A 13,034-nucleotide genomic window follows, 5' to 3' on the forward strand; every position below is an offset into this window, starting at 1 on the left:
GACTACGGGATGGTGTGCCTTTCTCTACACAGGGAACCCCCCGCCTGAAGGTGAGGCACACATGAAGAAATGGCTCGCGCGCCTGTCGGCGCTGAGCGTGGCGCTTGTCATAGCAGGTCAGGGCCAAATGGCCCTTGCTCAGGAACCGGCGGCGGGGAAGAAGATCGTCCGCGTTGGCGCGACCCAGGCCGTCGACTCGATGAACCCCTTTCTCGCGGTCCGGCTGATCTCAACCTCGGTTCACCGCTGGATGTTCGGCTTCCTCACGGTTCCCGACTCCAAGACCTTGAAGCCCAGCCCTGACCTGGCCGAATCGTGGACGTCGTCGCCGGACGGCCTCACCTGGACGTTCAAGATCCGGCAGGCGAAGTGGTCGGACGGCAAGCCGGTCACCGCCGACGACGCCGCCTGGACCTTCAACAAGATCATGACGGACGAGGCGGCCAAGACCGCCAACGGCCCGGCCGTCGAGAACTTCGAGAGCGTCACCGCCTCGGGCCAGGACCTCACCATCAAGCTCAAGGCCCCGCAGGCCTCGATGCTGGAGAACCCCATCCCGATCATGCCGAAGCATGTGTGGGAGAAGGTCACCGACATCGCCAAGTTCGAGGCCGACACGTATCCGGCCGTCAGCAACGGGCCGTACATCGCGACGGAACACAAGAAGGACCAGTACGTCAAGCTGAAGGCCAACCCCGACTACTGGCGCGGCAAGCCCAAGATCGACGAGCTGCAGGTCATCTTCTATGACAACCCGGCCGCCGCGATCGTCGGGCTGCAGAAGGGCGACATCGACCTCATCGGCCGCCTCGCCCCCTCCGACTTCCAGGCGCTCGCCGGTGACGCCAACATCGAGCAGTGGAACAAGCAGGGCAGGCGCTCGGCGTACCTGCAGATCAACCACGGCGCCACCACCACCGACGACAAGCCCGTCGGTGACGGCCACCCGGCGCTGAAGGACCCGAAGGTCCGCACCGCGCTGCACCACGCGATCGACAAGGCCAAGCTCGTCGCGGACGTGCAGAACGGCCTGGCCAAGCCGGCCGACGGCTCGATCGTGCCGCCGATGTACACGGACTTCTTCTGGGAGGCCACCGGCGAGGAGAAGATCTCCTACGACCCGGCCGCGGCCAACAAGATCCTCGACGAGGCCGGCTACAAGAAGGGCGCCGACGGCGTCCGGACGATGCCCGACGGCAAGAAGAAGCTCGAGTTCCGCTTCAGCATCCACACCGACACTCCCGTCGAGGACAAGCTGGCCGAGTACCTGACCGGGTTCCTCAAGGAGGTCGGCATCACGCTGACCACGAACCGGCTGGACTCCAGCAAGTTCACCGAGGAGACCGGCGTCACCGGCCTGTTCGACATCGCGATCAGCGGCTGGTCGGTCAACCCCGACCCCGAAGAGGTCCTGGCCACGCACCTGTGCAGCCGGCGGCCGAACGCGGCCGGCGAGGGCGGCGGCACCGAGTCCTTCTACTGCAACCCCGAGTTCGAGAAGCTCTACCAGGATCAGCTGAAGGAGCTCGACCGCCCCAAGCGCGCCGAGATCATCAAGCAGATGCAGAGGAAGCTCTACACCGACGCCCCGGTGATCGCGATCTACTACCCGAACGACCTTGAGGGCTACCGCAAGAACACGATCACCAGCGTCACCTCGATCCCCGAGGGCGACGGCATCATCTACGGCGGCAGCAGCTTCTGGCCCTTCTACACGCTGGACGCGAAGGCCACCGCGGCGGGCGCCTCGGGTTCGGGGGCCGGCGGCTCCAACACCGGCCTGATCATCGGCATCGTGGCCGCGGTGGTCGTGGTCGGCGGCGCCGGATTCTTCCTGGCCAGGCGGCGCAAGGGCGTCGCGGACGAGCGCGAATGACAGCTCCGCTCGAAGCCATCGAGCCCGCCGCCGAGCAGGCGGCGGGCCCCGGTGACGAGCGCCCCGCCTACCGGGGAACGCTGCGCTACGCGGCGGTCAAGGTGGGCGGGGCCCTGCTCAGCATCGGCATGGTGATCATCGGCACGTTCTTCCTGTTCCGCATGCTGCCGGGCGACCCGGTGCGGGCCCTGGCCCAGGGCAGGAACATGACACCGGCCCAGCTCGACCTCGAACGCCGCCGGCTCGGGCTCGACAAGCCGCTGTTCGACCAGTTCCTCGACTTCCTGACCGGCACGCTCAGGCTGGATCTGGGCACCTCCTACGAGTACAAGCGCCCGGTCCTCGACCTGATCGTGGATCGCCTGCCCGCGACGATCCTGCTCGCCGGGACCGCGCTCGTCGTCGCGGTCGGCCTCGGCGTCTGGCAGGGCACCAAGGCGGGATGGCGGCGTGGCAGCCGCTTCGACCGCTTCTCCACCAGCACCTCGCTGATCTTCTGGTCGGTGCCGACGTTCTGGCTCGGGCTGCTGCTGCTCATGGCGCTGGGCAACGGGATCGGCCCGATTCCGGGCATCTTCCCCACCCGCGGCATCGAGAGCGTGGACGCACCCGACGGCTTCGCCTACGTCCTGGACGTCGGCATGCACATGGTGCTGCCCGTCCTCACCATGGTCGGCGTCGTCTACGCCCAGTACCTGCTGGTCATGCGCTCGTCGCTGCTGGACGAGGTCGGTCAGGACTACATCACCACCGCACGGGCCAAGGGCCTGCGCGACGACGAGGTACGGCGCCGCCACGCCGTACCCAACGCCCTGCTCCCGACCGTGACGCTGGTCTTCATGCGCATCGGGTTCGTCGTGGGCGGCGCGGTCACGGTGGAGGCCATCTTCACCTGGCCGGGACTCGGGCAGCTGTTCTACCGGGCGATCAAGGTGCCGGACTTCACGCTGATGCAGGGCACGTTCATGCTGCTGTGCGTCTCGGTGATCCTCATGAACACGCTGGCCGACGTGGTCTACCACGTCCTCGACCCGAGGGTGAGGTCGGCATGACCGCGCTCACGTGGACCCGCAGGAAGATGGCGTTCAGCCGGTTCTGGACCACGTTCCGCCGCCAGCCCGCCGGCGTCGCCGGGCTGGGCATCCTGCTGGTCGCCGTCGTGCTGGCGCTGATCGCGCCGCTGTTCATCGACGACGGCGTGACCAGCGTGATCTCGGGCACCGGGACGAGGTTCGGGGCGCCGGGCACGGACAGCGCACTGGGCAACGACGAGTCCGGGCGCTCCATCCTGGAGCTGATCTGGTGGGGCTCGCGGACCTCGTTGCTCATCGGGTTCCTGGCCGCCGTGCTCGCCATGGTGATCGGCACCGTGATCGGGATCGCCGCCGGGCACTTCCGCGGCTGGATCGGCGCCGCGCTGATGCGGGTCACCGACTGGTTCCTGGTGCTGCCGTCGCTGGTGACCGCGCTGGTGCTGGCCGCCATCCTGGGCGGCAGCATGACGACGATCATCGTGGCGATCGGGGTCACGGCGTGGCCGTCCACGGCGCGGCTGATCAGGGCGCAGACGCTGGCGGTGGAGGCGCGGCCGTACATCGAGCGCTCGAAGGCACTCGGCGCGGGGCACTGGCACATCATGACCAGGCACGTGCTGCCGAACGTGGCGCCGCTGCTGCTGGCCAGCACCACGCTGGAGGTGGCCAGCGCGATCGTCACCGAGTCCACGCTGGCCTTCCTCGGCGTGAGCTCGAACAGGACGTCGTGGGGGACCATGCTGCGCGGCTCCTACGACTGGAACGCCGCCTCCGTCGGCGCCTGGTGGTACATCGTCATCCCCGGCCTGTGCATCGTCGCCGTCGTGATGGCGTTCACGCTGGTCGGCCGGGCCCTGGAAGCCGTGCTGAACCCGAGGTTGCGATGAGCCTGCTCGAACTGGACGACCTTCACGTCACCTACCGGATCGCCTCAGGCGAGGTCCCGGCGGTACGCGGGGTCTCGCTGAAGCTGGCGGCGGGCGCGGCCCTGGGCGTCGCGGGCGAGTCGGGATCCGGCAAGTCGACGCTGGCCATGTCGCTTCTGCGGCTGCTGCCCGCCGACGCCCGCGTCACCGGCAAGATCCTGCTCGACGGCGAGGACGTGCTGACCATGAAGTGGGGCCGCCTGCGGGCGGTGCGCTGGGCGGAGGCGTCGATCGTCTTCCAGGGCGCGCAGCACGGCCTCAATCCGGTACGCCGCATCGGCGACCAGATCGCCGAGCCGCTGCTGGTGCACGGCCTGGCCAAGCCGGAGGGCGCGCGCAAGCGGGTCGCCGAACTGCTCGACCAGGTGGGGCTGCCGTCCTGGCGGGCGCGCAGCTACCCGCACGAGCTGTCCGGCGGGCAGCGGCAGCGGGTCATGATCGCGATGGCGCTGGCCTGCGAGCCCCGGCTGATCATCGCCGACGAGCCGACGACCGCGCTCGACGTGATGGTCCAGGCTCAGGTGCTGACGTTGATCAAGGAGCTGATGGCCTCCCAGGACATCTCCCTGATCATGATTTCTCATGATTTGTCGGTTCTGGCGGATGTGTGCGGGGAGCTGGCCGTCATGTACGCCGGTCGCATCGTCGAGAACGGCCCCTCCCACGAGGTCTTCCACGACGCCAAGCACCCCTACAGCAAGGCGCTGGCCGCCGCCTTCCCGACCGTCGGCGACCCGGTCTCCCGCATGGCGCCCAAGGGCCTCGGCGGTGACCCGCCCGATCCGACGCAGCTGCCCGGCGGCTGCTCGTTCCATCCCCGGTGCCCGGTGGCGGTCGAGGCCTGCCCGACCCTGGACGTCGAGCTCTGGTCCGCCGGCGCCCGCCGTTCCGCTGCCTGCGTGCACGTGAAGGAGGCGTCATGACCGAGACCGAGACGCCCGTGGAACAGACGGCCGCCACCCGCACCACGCTGCTGGAGGCGCGGGACCTGCACGTGGACTTCGCCTCGCGCGGGCGGCGCGCCCGCGCCGTCGACGGCGTGAACCTGGCCATCGGCGAGGGCGAGATCGTCGCGCTGGTCGGCGAGTCCGGCTGCGGCAAGACCACGCTCGCGCGCACGCTGCTCGGCCTGGAGCGACCGAGCTCCGGCACCGTCCGGTACGGCGGCGCCCCCCTGTCCTACGACTCCCGCTCGCTCAAGGCCTACCGGCGCGAGGTGCAGCTCGTCCTGCAGGACCCGACCGGCTCGCTCAACCCCCGCCACACCGTGTACGAGGCGGTCGCCGAAGGCCCGCGCATCCACGGCCTGCCCGACGAGGAGAAGGTCGTCGCCGAGGCGCTGTCACGGGCCGGGCTCCGGCCGCCGGAGCGCTTCTTCATGCGCTACCCGCACGAGCTGTCCGGCGGCCAGCGCCAGCGCGTCGTCATCGCCGGGGCGCTCGCGCTCAACCCGCGCGTCCTGGTGGCCGACGAGCCGGTGGCCTCGCTGGACGCCTCCGTACGCGGCGAGATCCTCGCCCTCATGCTCAGGCTCCGCGCCGACCTCGGCCTGTCCGCCCTGGTCGTCACCCACGACCTGGGCCTGGCGTGGAACATCGCCGACCGGGTGGCGGTCATGTACCTGGGCCGCATCGTCGAGTCCGGCCCGGTCGAGCAGGTCCTGACCGCGCCGCGGCACCCGTACACGCAGGCGCTGATGTCGGTGCTGCCCGAGTCGCCGGAACGCGTCATCCTGACCGGCGAGCCCCCGGACCCGACCCGCATCCCGGGCGGCTGCCGCTTCCACGCGCGCTGCCAGGTGCTGGCCTCGGGCAGGGCGGAGGAGGCCGGGGTGGCGGCCAGGTGCAGGACCGAACCGCTGGAGATCCTGCCCGCCGTACCCACCGCTCAGGAGGCCTGCCACTACGCGGCTCTGACCACCACCTGATCCGGGTCAGCTCAGGTCGGCGTCGTGGACGAGGATGGCCGCCTGGACGCGGTTGGTGAGGCCGAGTTTGGCCAGGACGCGGCTGACGTGGGCCTTGACCGTGGCTTCCGTCAAGTGGAGTTCGCGGCCGATCTCGGCGTTGGACAGGCCCCGGGCCAGGCAGCGGATGACGTCCTCCTCGCGGCCGGTGAGCAGGGCGAGCTGCTTGCGGGCCCGGTCCGCGCGTGAGGGAGCCCGGTCGACGAAGGCGGAGATCAGGCGCCTGGTCACCGTGGGCGAGAGCATGGCCTGTCCCGCGGCCACGGTGCGGACGGCTGCCGCGAGCTCCCTGGGCGGCGTGTCCTTCAGGAGGAAGCCGACCGCGCCCAGCCGCAGCGCCTCGTGGACGTACTCGTCCAGGTCGAACGTCGTCAGCATGACCACCTTCGGCGCCCCCTCACCGGCCAGGATGCGGGCGGCGGCGGTCAGGCCGTCGGTGCCGGGCATCCGCACGTCCATGAGCACCACCTCGGGACGCAGCCGGGCCGCCGCGGTGACGGCCTCGTCGCCGTCGCGGGCCTCGCCGACGACCGCGATGCCGCCCGCCGCCTCCAGGATCATCCGCAGGCCGGACCTGACCAGCTCCTCGTCGTCGACGACCAGGACGCGGATCATGCCGGGATCCTGGCGTGTACCCGGAAGCCGCCGTCGGGGGTGGCGCCGGCCGCGAGCGTGCCGCCGATCAGCTCCACCCGCTCCCGGAGCCCGACCAGGCCCCACCCCGAGGGCGCGAGCGCCGGGGCGGTCGTGGCCGGGCGGGCGTTGCGTACCTCGATCTCCAGGTCTTCGCCCTCGAAGCGGAGGGTCACCGCGGTCGGGGCGCCGCCGCCGTGTTTGTGCACGTTGGTGAGGGCCTCCTGGACGATCCGGTACGCCGTCCGCTCCACCGCGTCACGCAGGGGGCGGGGTTCGCCCTCATCCCGGCGGGTCACCTCGATGCCCAGCGCGCGGGACTGGCCGAGCAGCCGGTCGAGGTCGGCGAGCGTGGGCTGGGGGTCGCGGGAGGTGTCGTGCCGCAGGACGCCGAGCACGTCGCGGAGGTTGGCCAGCGCCTCCCTGCCGATGCCGCCGATCAGCGCGGCGGCCTGCGCCGTACCGTCGTCGGGGGCGCGCATCTCCAGCGCGCCGGCGTGCAGGACCATCAGCGAGACGCGGTGCGCGACGACGTCGTGCATCTCGCGGGCGATGCGCGCGCGTTCGTGCGCGCGGGCCTGCTCGGCGCGCATGACCTGCTCGTGCTCCAGGCGTTCGGCGCGCTCGCGGGCGGCGGCGCGCACCTCGGCCCGCGCCCGTATCCACAGCCCGGCCAGCAGCGGCACGACCATCGTGAGCATGGCCAGGAAGAGCGCGTTGACCGGCGTGGCCGTCACCATCTCCCGCTCGCCGCCCACCGCCAGGCCGATCGCGACCGACAGCGCCACGACGAGCGCGGCGGCGCCGAGGTAGGCGGCGAGGTCACGGCCGCGCCGCAGCGTGGTGCCCGCGTAGTAGGAGGCCAGCATGATCGGCGGCCAGATCCCCAGCCCCGCGTACGCCGCCGCGCCCACGACGGCCAGCGGCCACCACGCGCGCGGGGCGTACCAGGCCGCGACGGCCGCGACGCCGGCGACCGCGAGCAGTACCGGCAACGGCAGCCCGGAGGCCACGCCGAGCTGACCGGTGGCGGGCCCGAGCGAGAGCGCGAACATCGCGACGCCGAGGAGGACACGGGGCATGCTTCGAGGGTACGGCCGGTTGACCTGCGCGTATGACGACGAAAGTAGGGGGTGCCGATCGACGTTCGCGGCGGGCGCGATCGGGCGGGCCGCCGCGAGGCTGGGGCCATGAAACGCACGCTGACCCTTGTGACCGCCGCCGCGCTGACCCTCGTGAGCGGCGTCGCGCCGACCCTCGTGAACGGCGCCGCCGCCCAGGCCGCCACCACGCCGGAGCTGCCGCGGCCCACCGGCAAGGCCCCCGTGGGCATGTCCACCTTGCATCTCGTGGACTCCTCCAGACCCGATCCGTGGAACCCGGCGGCCGAGAGCCGCGAGCTGCTGGTGTCGGTCTGGTATCCGGCCAGGAAGGCGGGCGGGAAGCCGGTGCGCTACCTCAGCCCGGAGGAGTCGGCGCTGATACTCAAGCAGTTCCCCGAGGTCCCGCCGGAGATCCTCGCCCGGACCAGGACGCACGCCACCACCGACGCCGTGCCCCGCAAGGGGCGGCTGCCGCTGGTGCTGATGTCGCCGGGGTTCAGCTGGCCGAGGGCGACGATGACCACGCTGGCGGAGGACTTCGCCAGCCGCGGCTATCTCGTGGCCGCGGTCGAGCACACCTACGAGGCCGTCGCGACCTTCCCCGACGGCCGGACCACGACCTGCCTGGCCTGCGTCAAGGGCCAGGACCTGGCGAAGGTGGCGGCGAGCCGGGTGAAGGACGTCCGGTTCGTGCTGGACGAGGTGAAGAAGCGGTGGCGGGTGGGCGACGTCGCGATGGTGGGCATGTCGGCCGGCGGCAACACCACCGCGCACGCGATGCGCGCCGACCGGCGGATCAGGGCGGGCGTCAACCTGGACGGCACGTTCAACCCGGTTCCCGGGCGGCTCGCGCGGCCGTTCCTGCTGCTCGGCAACCCCGCCTCGCACGAGCCGGCGGGCAAGGACACGACCTGGGGCCGGGCGTTCGCGAACATGACGGGCTGGAAGCGCTGGCTGACGATCGACGGCAGCGTCCACGCGAGCTTCACCGACTACGGCGTCCTGCAGCCGCAGATCGGCCTGCCCGACTCCGAGATCGGCGGCGCCCGCGGGCTCCTGCTGACCCGGACATACGTGGGAGCCTTCCTGGACAGGCACCTGCGCGGCGAGAAGGCGCCGCTGCTGGACCGGCCGGAAGACTCCGTGGTGAAGCGCTGGAAGTAGGTGAGCGGGGGCTCTCCGGAGAGAGCCCCCGATGGCTCAGAAAGCGGCCGCGTTCTCCTGCGCCCACTGGGCGAAGGTACGCGCCGGGCGGCCGGTGACGCGCTCGACGGTGTCGACCACGGTGTAGCCGATCTCGGGGGTGTTGCCGAGGGCGTCGACCAGGAACTCGATCAGCTCGGGGCCCATGCCCTTGGCGGCCCACATCTCGCGGGCCCCGGCCTCGGTCAGTTCCTCGAAGGCGACCTCCTTGCCGATCGCGGCCCCGAGCTGGCGGGCCTTCTCCTCGGTGGTGACCGCCTCGGGGCCGGTCAGCACGAGCTCCTGGCCGTCGTAGCCGCCGTCGACGAGGACCTTGGCCGCCACCGCGGCGATGTCGCGCTCGTGCACCATCGCGCTGAGCCGCCCGCCGAACGGCTCCTTGATGACCTCACCGGCGCGGATCGTCTCGGCCCACCACTGCTTGGTGTTGGACATGAACTCGACCGGGCTGAGCAGCGTCCACTCCAGCTCGCTTCCGGTCAGCGCCTGCTCCAGCGGGCCGTCGGCGCGACCGCCGAGGACGGTGGCCCGCCGTACGCCGTGCTTCTCGGCCAGCTTGACAATCAGGTCGCCGTTCTCCAGCGGCTCGTAGTTGTCGCCGGCGAAGTTGATCAGGTGGACGGCGGTGACGCCGTCGAAGGCGGCGTCGAGGGTCTCGGGCTGCGCGAGGTCGCCGGCGACGACCTCGACGCCCTCGGGCAGACCGGCCTTCTCGGGGTTCCTGGTCAGCGCGCGCACCTGGTGCCCGGCCTCAAGCAGCTCGGCGACGACGTTGCGGCCGACGGTACCGGTGGCGCCGGTGATGAGGAAAGTCATGGGAAGCTCCTTCTGAAGAGTGCGGAACGGAACGTTCTGATATCACTCTAACAGAACGGAACGCTTTATTCCACATATTTCTTCAGCGAGATGGCATTGGCCGCCCGGCCGATGCCACCGGCGATGCGGTCGATCATCGCGTCCTTCCAGGGCAGGCGGGGGAGCAGCTTGATCATCTTGAGCTGGAACCAGATCATGCCGGCCGACGCCAGGACGATGCCCTTGATGTTCGTCGGGCCGAGCTTCTGGTTCTCCTCGACGAAGTGCCGCATCTCGCGCTCGTAGCCCTCAAGCGAGCCGCCCGCCAGCTCGCCCGCCAGCACGTACGCGCCCACGAGCGCCAGGCTGGTCCCCTGGCCGGAGGCGGGCGAGGCGCAGTAACCGGCGTCGCCGACCAGCACCACGCGCCCCTTCGACCAGGAGTCCATGTGGATCTGGGTGAGCGTGTCGCGGTAGAAGTCGTCCGACTGGCGCACGGCCTCCAGCAGCTTGGGCACCTCCCAGCCGACCCCGGCGAAGGCCTCGTGCACGTCCTGTTCGCCCGACCACATGAACAGCGCCTTGGCGTCGCCGTCCTGCTTGGTGCTGTAGACGTTGGCGGTACGGCCCGGCGCCAGGTGCACCGCCTCCTCGCGGTCCAGGCCCAGGTGGTTGGGCACGGTGGCGATCGCGATCTGGTAGCCGAGGTCGCGGGCGAACCGCTTCTCCTCGCCGAAGGCCAGCCCGCGGACGTTGGAGTGCACGCCGTCGGCGCCGACCACGTAGTCGAAGCGGCGCGGGGCGGAGCGCTCGAAGGTGACGGTCCCGTCCTCGCCGATGGCGGTGATGGAGTCGCCGAACACGTACTCCACCTCCTCGCGGGTCAGCTCGTAGAGCAGTTCGGTGAGGTCGCCGCGCATGATCTCGGCGTCGTCCTCAAGGCGGCCGCCGAACAGGTCGGCGTCCATGGTGGCCATGACCCGACCGCGGGCGTCGTAGTTGGTCGCGATCGTCATCTCGGTGCTGTGCGCCCGCACGGCCTCCAGCAGCCCCATCCGCTCGATCACGGTGAGCGCGGCGCCCCGGATGTCGACCTTGTAGCCGCCTTTGCGGATCTCGGGGGCCCGCTCGACGACGGTGACGGTGAAGCCGTGGCGGCGCAGCCAGTAGGCGGTCGCGGTGCCGGCGACGCTGGCGCCGGAGATCAGGATGTTCGTCATGCCCTGAACGGTACACTTGTCTTAGACATTTGTGCAAGACGGTTGTGCTAATCTTCTGCCATGGGAAATCGCGAGGAACTGCTGGCCGGTGCCAAGAGATGCCTGCTGGAGAAGGGCTACTCGCGCACGACGGCGCGCGACATCGCCAACGCCTCGGGTGTGAGCCTGGCCGCGATCGGCTACCACTTCGGCTCGAAGGACACGCTCATGAACGAGGCGTTGTTCGACGCCATGCGCGAATGGGGCGACGAGCTCGGGGCCACGCTCACCGCCGACCTCAAGCCGGACGTCACCCCGCTCGAACGTTTCGAGAGCGCCTGGGACCGGGTCGTGGAGTCGTTCGAGCGCATGCGGCCGCTCTGGGTCACGCAGTTCGACCTGCTCGGGCAGGTCGACCATCTGCCAGAAGTGCGCGCCCAGCTGATCGGCGTCATGGGCGAGGCGCGTACGGGGCTGGCGGAGTTGTTCCAGGGCATCGACCCGGCCGCCGAACCGGAGCGCGCCCGCCTGGTCGGCACGTTCTACCAGGCCATGCTGACCGGGCTGCTGGGCCAGTGGCTGCTCGACCCCGCGAGCGCGATGAAGGGCCGCGACGTCGTCACGGCCCTTCGCTCGATCGTGTCCTAGGAGCTGCCCTGGAAGGCGCTGTTCTAGAAGGCGCTGATGGTGGCGGGCGCCCGCTCGGCCCTGCTCAGCGTGCGGATCACCGCCGTGGCCCCATGCCGGTGTACGGCCAGCCGCGCCAGCAGGTCGACGACCGGATCGATCACCGCGTCCGGCAGTTCGGGCGTCTCGAGACCCACGCTGGCCGCCAGGTCGTCGGAGTGGACGACGATCTCCATGAGCCGCGTGAGCAGGAAGTCGTCCAGCCGCAGCGACCAGCCGTTCCAGTCGAGGTGCACGACCCGGTCGGCCGGTTCGGCGGGCAGCGCCGTGGTGAGGTGGGCGAGCACCTCGGCCATCCGGCCGGCCAGCACGCCGGGACCGCAGGCGGCGATCGACTCGCCACCCTGCCGGATGGTCATGTTGCTCTCGTGGTCGAGCCCGGCCTCGACCCAGGGCGAACTGATGTAGTGGTCGATGAGCGCGATGGGCGGCTGGAGACCTGGTCGTGGGAGGACCTCGTCCACCCTGACCAGTTGGTGACCCAGATGTCCGGCCAGCCCGCGGACGCTGAACTCGGTCAGCGCGCTCGGCTTCTCCCACGCGGCGGCGACCGCGGGGTGGCCGAGCAGCGCGACCGCCGAGCCGGCGGCGATCAGGTAGGACTCCCGAATCTCACCCATGCGCATGCCTTTCGGAGGGGTCAGGTCGTTACTCGCGCCAACACTATCCCGCCGACTATCAGCGCCAGCGCCGCCATCCTGCCCACGGACACCGGGTCGTCGTTGAGCACGATGCCGAGGACGATCGCGCCCACGGCGCCGATGCCGGTGAAGACCGCGTAGGCGGTGCCGACGGGCAGCGTGTTCATGGCCAGCGACAGCAGGAACACCGCCGCCGCCATCAGCAGCAGGCTGACCAGGGTGGGGATGGGACGGGTGAAGTTCTGGGTGGGCTTGATGCTCTGCGACCAGGCCACTTCGACCAGGCCGGCCAGGGCGAGGATGAGCCAGTTCACTTGGACGCCTCCTTGAGTGCGGCACGGCGCGACTCCTCGTGCTGCTCGCGCAGATGCGACAGCCGCGGGTCGATCAGGGCGTTGGCCAGTTCGGTGCTGATGAAGGAGACGTCCTCCACGTCGAAGTGGCCCTTGAAGAAGTCGCGCAGGTAGCGCTCCTGGTAGTCCATGGGCTCGCGGACGGTTCCCGGACCGTAGGCGCCGCCGCGGGCGGAGGTCACCACGAAGCGGCGGCCGCGCAGCGACATCTTCGGGAAGGTGATCTGGTCGAGCCAGGCCTTCAGCGACGACGGGATCGAGTAGTTGTACATCGGGGTCCCGATCAGCACGACGTCGGCGGCGACCACCTCGTCGAGCAGCGGCTTGAGCGTCCGCCAGGCCTCGCGCTGGGCGGGGGTGGAGACGGCCTCGCCGTACCGGGAGATGTCGGTGATCTCGTGCCGGAGCACGTGGTCGCACAGCTCGGTCCAGGCCTCGGTGATGTGCGGGACCGGGTCGGCGGCCAGGTCGCGGTAGAGGTATCCCGCGCCGGGGTGCGCGGCGCGCCAGGCGTCGGCGTAGGCGCGCGAGAGCTCACGGGAGAAGGAGGTACGGCGGGCGCTGGCGTCCAGGTGAAGCAGCATGGGTCTCTCCGGAGTTAAGTGGACGGACTGTCCG

General features: G+C 70.5%; 14 protein-coding genes. 7 read left to right on the forward strand and 7 right to left on the reverse strand.

Annotated features, from left to right (window positions below; translation table 11 throughout):
- Window positions 1-61: 61 nt before the first annotated feature.
- Genes ACIBKY_RS36980 through ACIBKY_RS37000 form a run of 5 tightly spaced genes read left to right on the forward strand, consistent with a single transcriptional unit; the run spans window position 62 to window position 5,763 of the window.
- Window positions 62-1,876, forward strand: coding sequence for an ABC transporter substrate-binding protein (locus ACIBKY_RS36980; protein WP_397104186.1), 1,815 nt, complete (start codon window positions 62-64; stop codon window positions 1,874-1,876).
- The gene (locus ACIBKY_RS36985; protein ID WP_397104188.1) at window positions 1,873-2,928 is read left to right on the forward strand and encodes an ABC transporter permease; all 1,056 of its coding nucleotides are present in this window, start codon (window positions 1,873-1,875) and stop codon (window positions 2,926-2,928) included. The genes ACIBKY_RS36980 and ACIBKY_RS36985 overlap by 4 nt, the downstream gene beginning before the upstream one ends.
- Complete coding sequence (locus ACIBKY_RS36990) at window positions 2,925-3,797, forward strand: ABC transporter permease (RefSeq protein WP_397104190.1); 873 nt, start codon at window positions 2,925-2,927, stop codon at window positions 3,795-3,797. Before ACIBKY_RS36985 ends, ACIBKY_RS36990 begins: the two co-directional genes overlap by 4 nt.
- Window positions 3,794-4,759: an ABC transporter ATP-binding protein gene (locus ACIBKY_RS36995; protein ID WP_397104192.1), complete on the forward strand. Its 966-nt coding sequence runs from the start codon at window positions 3,794-3,796 to the stop codon at window positions 4,757-4,759. Before ACIBKY_RS36990 ends, ACIBKY_RS36995 begins: the two co-directional genes overlap by 4 nt.
- Window positions 4,756-5,763, forward strand: a complete 1,008-nt coding sequence (locus ACIBKY_RS37000; protein WP_397104194.1) for an ABC transporter ATP-binding protein — start codon at window positions 4,756-4,758, stop codon at window positions 5,761-5,763. Before ACIBKY_RS36995 ends, ACIBKY_RS37000 begins: the two co-directional genes overlap by 4 nt.
- Before the next feature lie 6 nt (window positions 5,764-5,769).
- Here the strand turns inward: ACIBKY_RS37000 and ACIBKY_RS37005 are convergent, their stop codons facing one another.
- Both ACIBKY_RS37005 and ACIBKY_RS37010 read right to left on the reverse strand, forming a co-directional pair.
- The gene (locus ACIBKY_RS37005) at window positions 5,770-6,417 is read right to left on the reverse strand and encodes a response regulator (protein WP_397104196.1); all 648 of its coding nucleotides are present in this window, start codon (window positions 6,415-6,417) and stop codon (window positions 5,770-5,772) included.
- A complete protein-coding gene (locus tag ACIBKY_RS37010) occupies window positions 6,414-7,517 on the reverse strand; it encodes a sensor histidine kinase (protein ID WP_397104198.1) in 1,104 nt (367 codons plus the stop codon). The genes ACIBKY_RS37005 and ACIBKY_RS37010 overlap by 4 nt, the downstream gene beginning before the upstream one ends.
- 108 nt (window positions 7,518-7,625) lie before the next feature.
- Here ACIBKY_RS37010 and ACIBKY_RS37015 point away from each other — a divergent pair, with 108 nt between their 5' ends.
- Window positions 7,626-8,702, forward strand: coding sequence for an alpha/beta hydrolase family protein (locus ACIBKY_RS37015; protein ID WP_397104200.1), 1,077 nt, complete (start codon window positions 7,626-7,628; stop codon window positions 8,700-8,702).
- A 36-nt stretch (window positions 8,703-8,738) separates the two neighbouring features.
- Here the strand turns inward: ACIBKY_RS37015 and ACIBKY_RS37020 are convergent, their stop codons facing one another.
- Window positions 8,739-9,557 carry an NAD(P)H-binding protein gene (locus tag ACIBKY_RS37020; RefSeq protein WP_397104202.1) on the reverse strand — a complete coding sequence of 273 codons (819 nt, stop codon included), beginning with the start codon at window positions 9,555-9,557 and terminating at the stop codon, window positions 8,739-8,741.
- A gap of 65 nt (window positions 9,558-9,622) precedes the next feature.
- Window positions 9,623-10,756 (reverse strand): FAD-dependent monooxygenase, encoded by a 1,134-nt coding sequence (locus ACIBKY_RS37025; RefSeq protein WP_397104204.1) that lies wholly within the window; start codon window positions 10,754-10,756, stop codon window positions 9,623-9,625.
- Window positions 10,757-10,816: 60 nt separating this feature from the next.
- Between ACIBKY_RS37025 and ACIBKY_RS37030 the strand changes: the two genes are divergently transcribed.
- Complete coding sequence (locus ACIBKY_RS37030) at window positions 10,817-11,383, forward strand: TetR/AcrR family transcriptional regulator (RefSeq protein ID WP_397104206.1); 567 nt, start codon at window positions 10,817-10,819, stop codon at window positions 11,381-11,383.
- A 23-nt stretch (window positions 11,384-11,406) separates the two neighbouring features.
- On the opposite strand, the gene ACIBKY_RS37035 is transcribed toward ACIBKY_RS37030, so the two are convergent.
- The 3 genes from ACIBKY_RS37035 to ACIBKY_RS37045 are packed head-to-tail and all read right to left on the reverse strand — an operon-like array spanning window position 11,407 to window position 13,000.
- Window positions 11,407-12,042, reverse strand: a complete 636-nt coding sequence (locus ACIBKY_RS37035) for a maleylpyruvate isomerase N-terminal domain-containing protein (RefSeq protein ID WP_397104208.1) — start codon at window positions 12,040-12,042, stop codon at window positions 11,407-11,409.
- 20 nt (window positions 12,043-12,062) lie between these two features.
- Window positions 12,063-12,377 carry a multidrug efflux SMR transporter gene (locus ACIBKY_RS37040; RefSeq protein WP_184958408.1) on the reverse strand — a complete coding sequence of 105 codons (315 nt, stop codon included), beginning with the start codon at window positions 12,375-12,377 and terminating at the stop codon, window positions 12,063-12,065.
- Window positions 12,374-13,000 carry an FMN-dependent NADH-azoreductase gene (locus tag ACIBKY_RS37045; protein ID WP_397104210.1) on the reverse strand — a complete coding sequence of 209 codons (627 nt, stop codon included), beginning with the start codon at window positions 12,998-13,000 and terminating at the stop codon, window positions 12,374-12,376. The genes ACIBKY_RS37040 and ACIBKY_RS37045 overlap by 4 nt, the downstream gene beginning before the upstream one ends.
- Window positions 13,001-13,034: the final 34 nt, after the last annotated feature.

The sequence above is a fragment of the Nonomuraea sp. NPDC050394 genome (assembly GCF_044459065.1).
In the GTDB taxonomy this organism is placed as follows: Bacteria; Actinomycetota; Actinomycetes; order Streptosporangiales; family Streptosporangiaceae; genus Nonomuraea.

Excerpts from the sequence above, each read along its gene's own strand:
- ACIBKY_RS36980 (WP_397104186.1), top strand. The coding sequence starts at position 62 with ATGAAGAAATGGCTCGCGCGCCTGTCGGCGCTGAGCGTGGCGCTTGTC.
- ACIBKY_RS36985 (WP_397104188.1), top strand. The coding sequence starts at position 1,873 with ATGACAGCTCCGCTCGAAGCCATCGAGCCCGCCGCCGAGCAGGCGGCG.
- ACIBKY_RS36990 (WP_397104190.1), top strand. The coding sequence starts at position 2,925 with ATGACCGCGCTCACGTGGACCCGCAGGAAGATGGCGTTCAGCCGGTTC.
- ACIBKY_RS36995 (WP_397104192.1), top strand. The coding sequence starts at position 3,794 with ATGAGCCTGCTCGAACTGGACGACCTTCACGTCACCTACCGGATCGCC.
- ACIBKY_RS37000 (WP_397104194.1), top strand. The coding sequence starts at position 4,756 with ATGACCGAGACCGAGACGCCCGTGGAACAGACGGCCGCCACCCGCACC.
- ACIBKY_RS37005 (WP_397104196.1), bottom strand. The coding sequence starts at position 6,417 with ATGATCCGCGTCCTGGTCGTCGACGACGAGGAGCTGGTCAGGTCCGGC.
- ACIBKY_RS37010 (WP_397104198.1), bottom strand. The coding sequence starts at position 7,517 with ATGCCCCGTGTCCTCCTCGGCGTCGCGATGTTCGCGCTCTCGCTCGGG.
- ACIBKY_RS37015 (WP_397104200.1), top strand. The coding sequence starts at position 7,626 with ATGAAACGCACGCTGACCCTTGTGACCGCCGCCGCGCTGACCCTCGTG.
- ACIBKY_RS37020 (WP_397104202.1), bottom strand. The coding sequence starts at position 9,557 with ATGACTTTCCTCATCACCGGCGCCACCGGTACCGTCGGCCGCAACGTC.
- ACIBKY_RS37025 (WP_397104204.1), bottom strand. The coding sequence starts at position 10,756 with ATGACGAACATCCTGATCTCCGGCGCCAGCGTCGCCGGCACCGCGACC.
- ACIBKY_RS37030 (WP_397104206.1), top strand. The coding sequence starts at position 10,817 with ATGGGAAATCGCGAGGAACTGCTGGCCGGTGCCAAGAGATGCCTGCTG.
- ACIBKY_RS37035 (WP_397104208.1), bottom strand. The coding sequence starts at position 12,042 with ATGGGTGAGATTCGGGAGTCCTACCTGATCGCCGCCGGCTCGGCGGTC.
- ACIBKY_RS37045 (WP_397104210.1), bottom strand. The coding sequence starts at position 13,000 with ATGCTGCTTCACCTGGACGCCAGCGCCCGCCGTACCTCCTTCTCCCGT.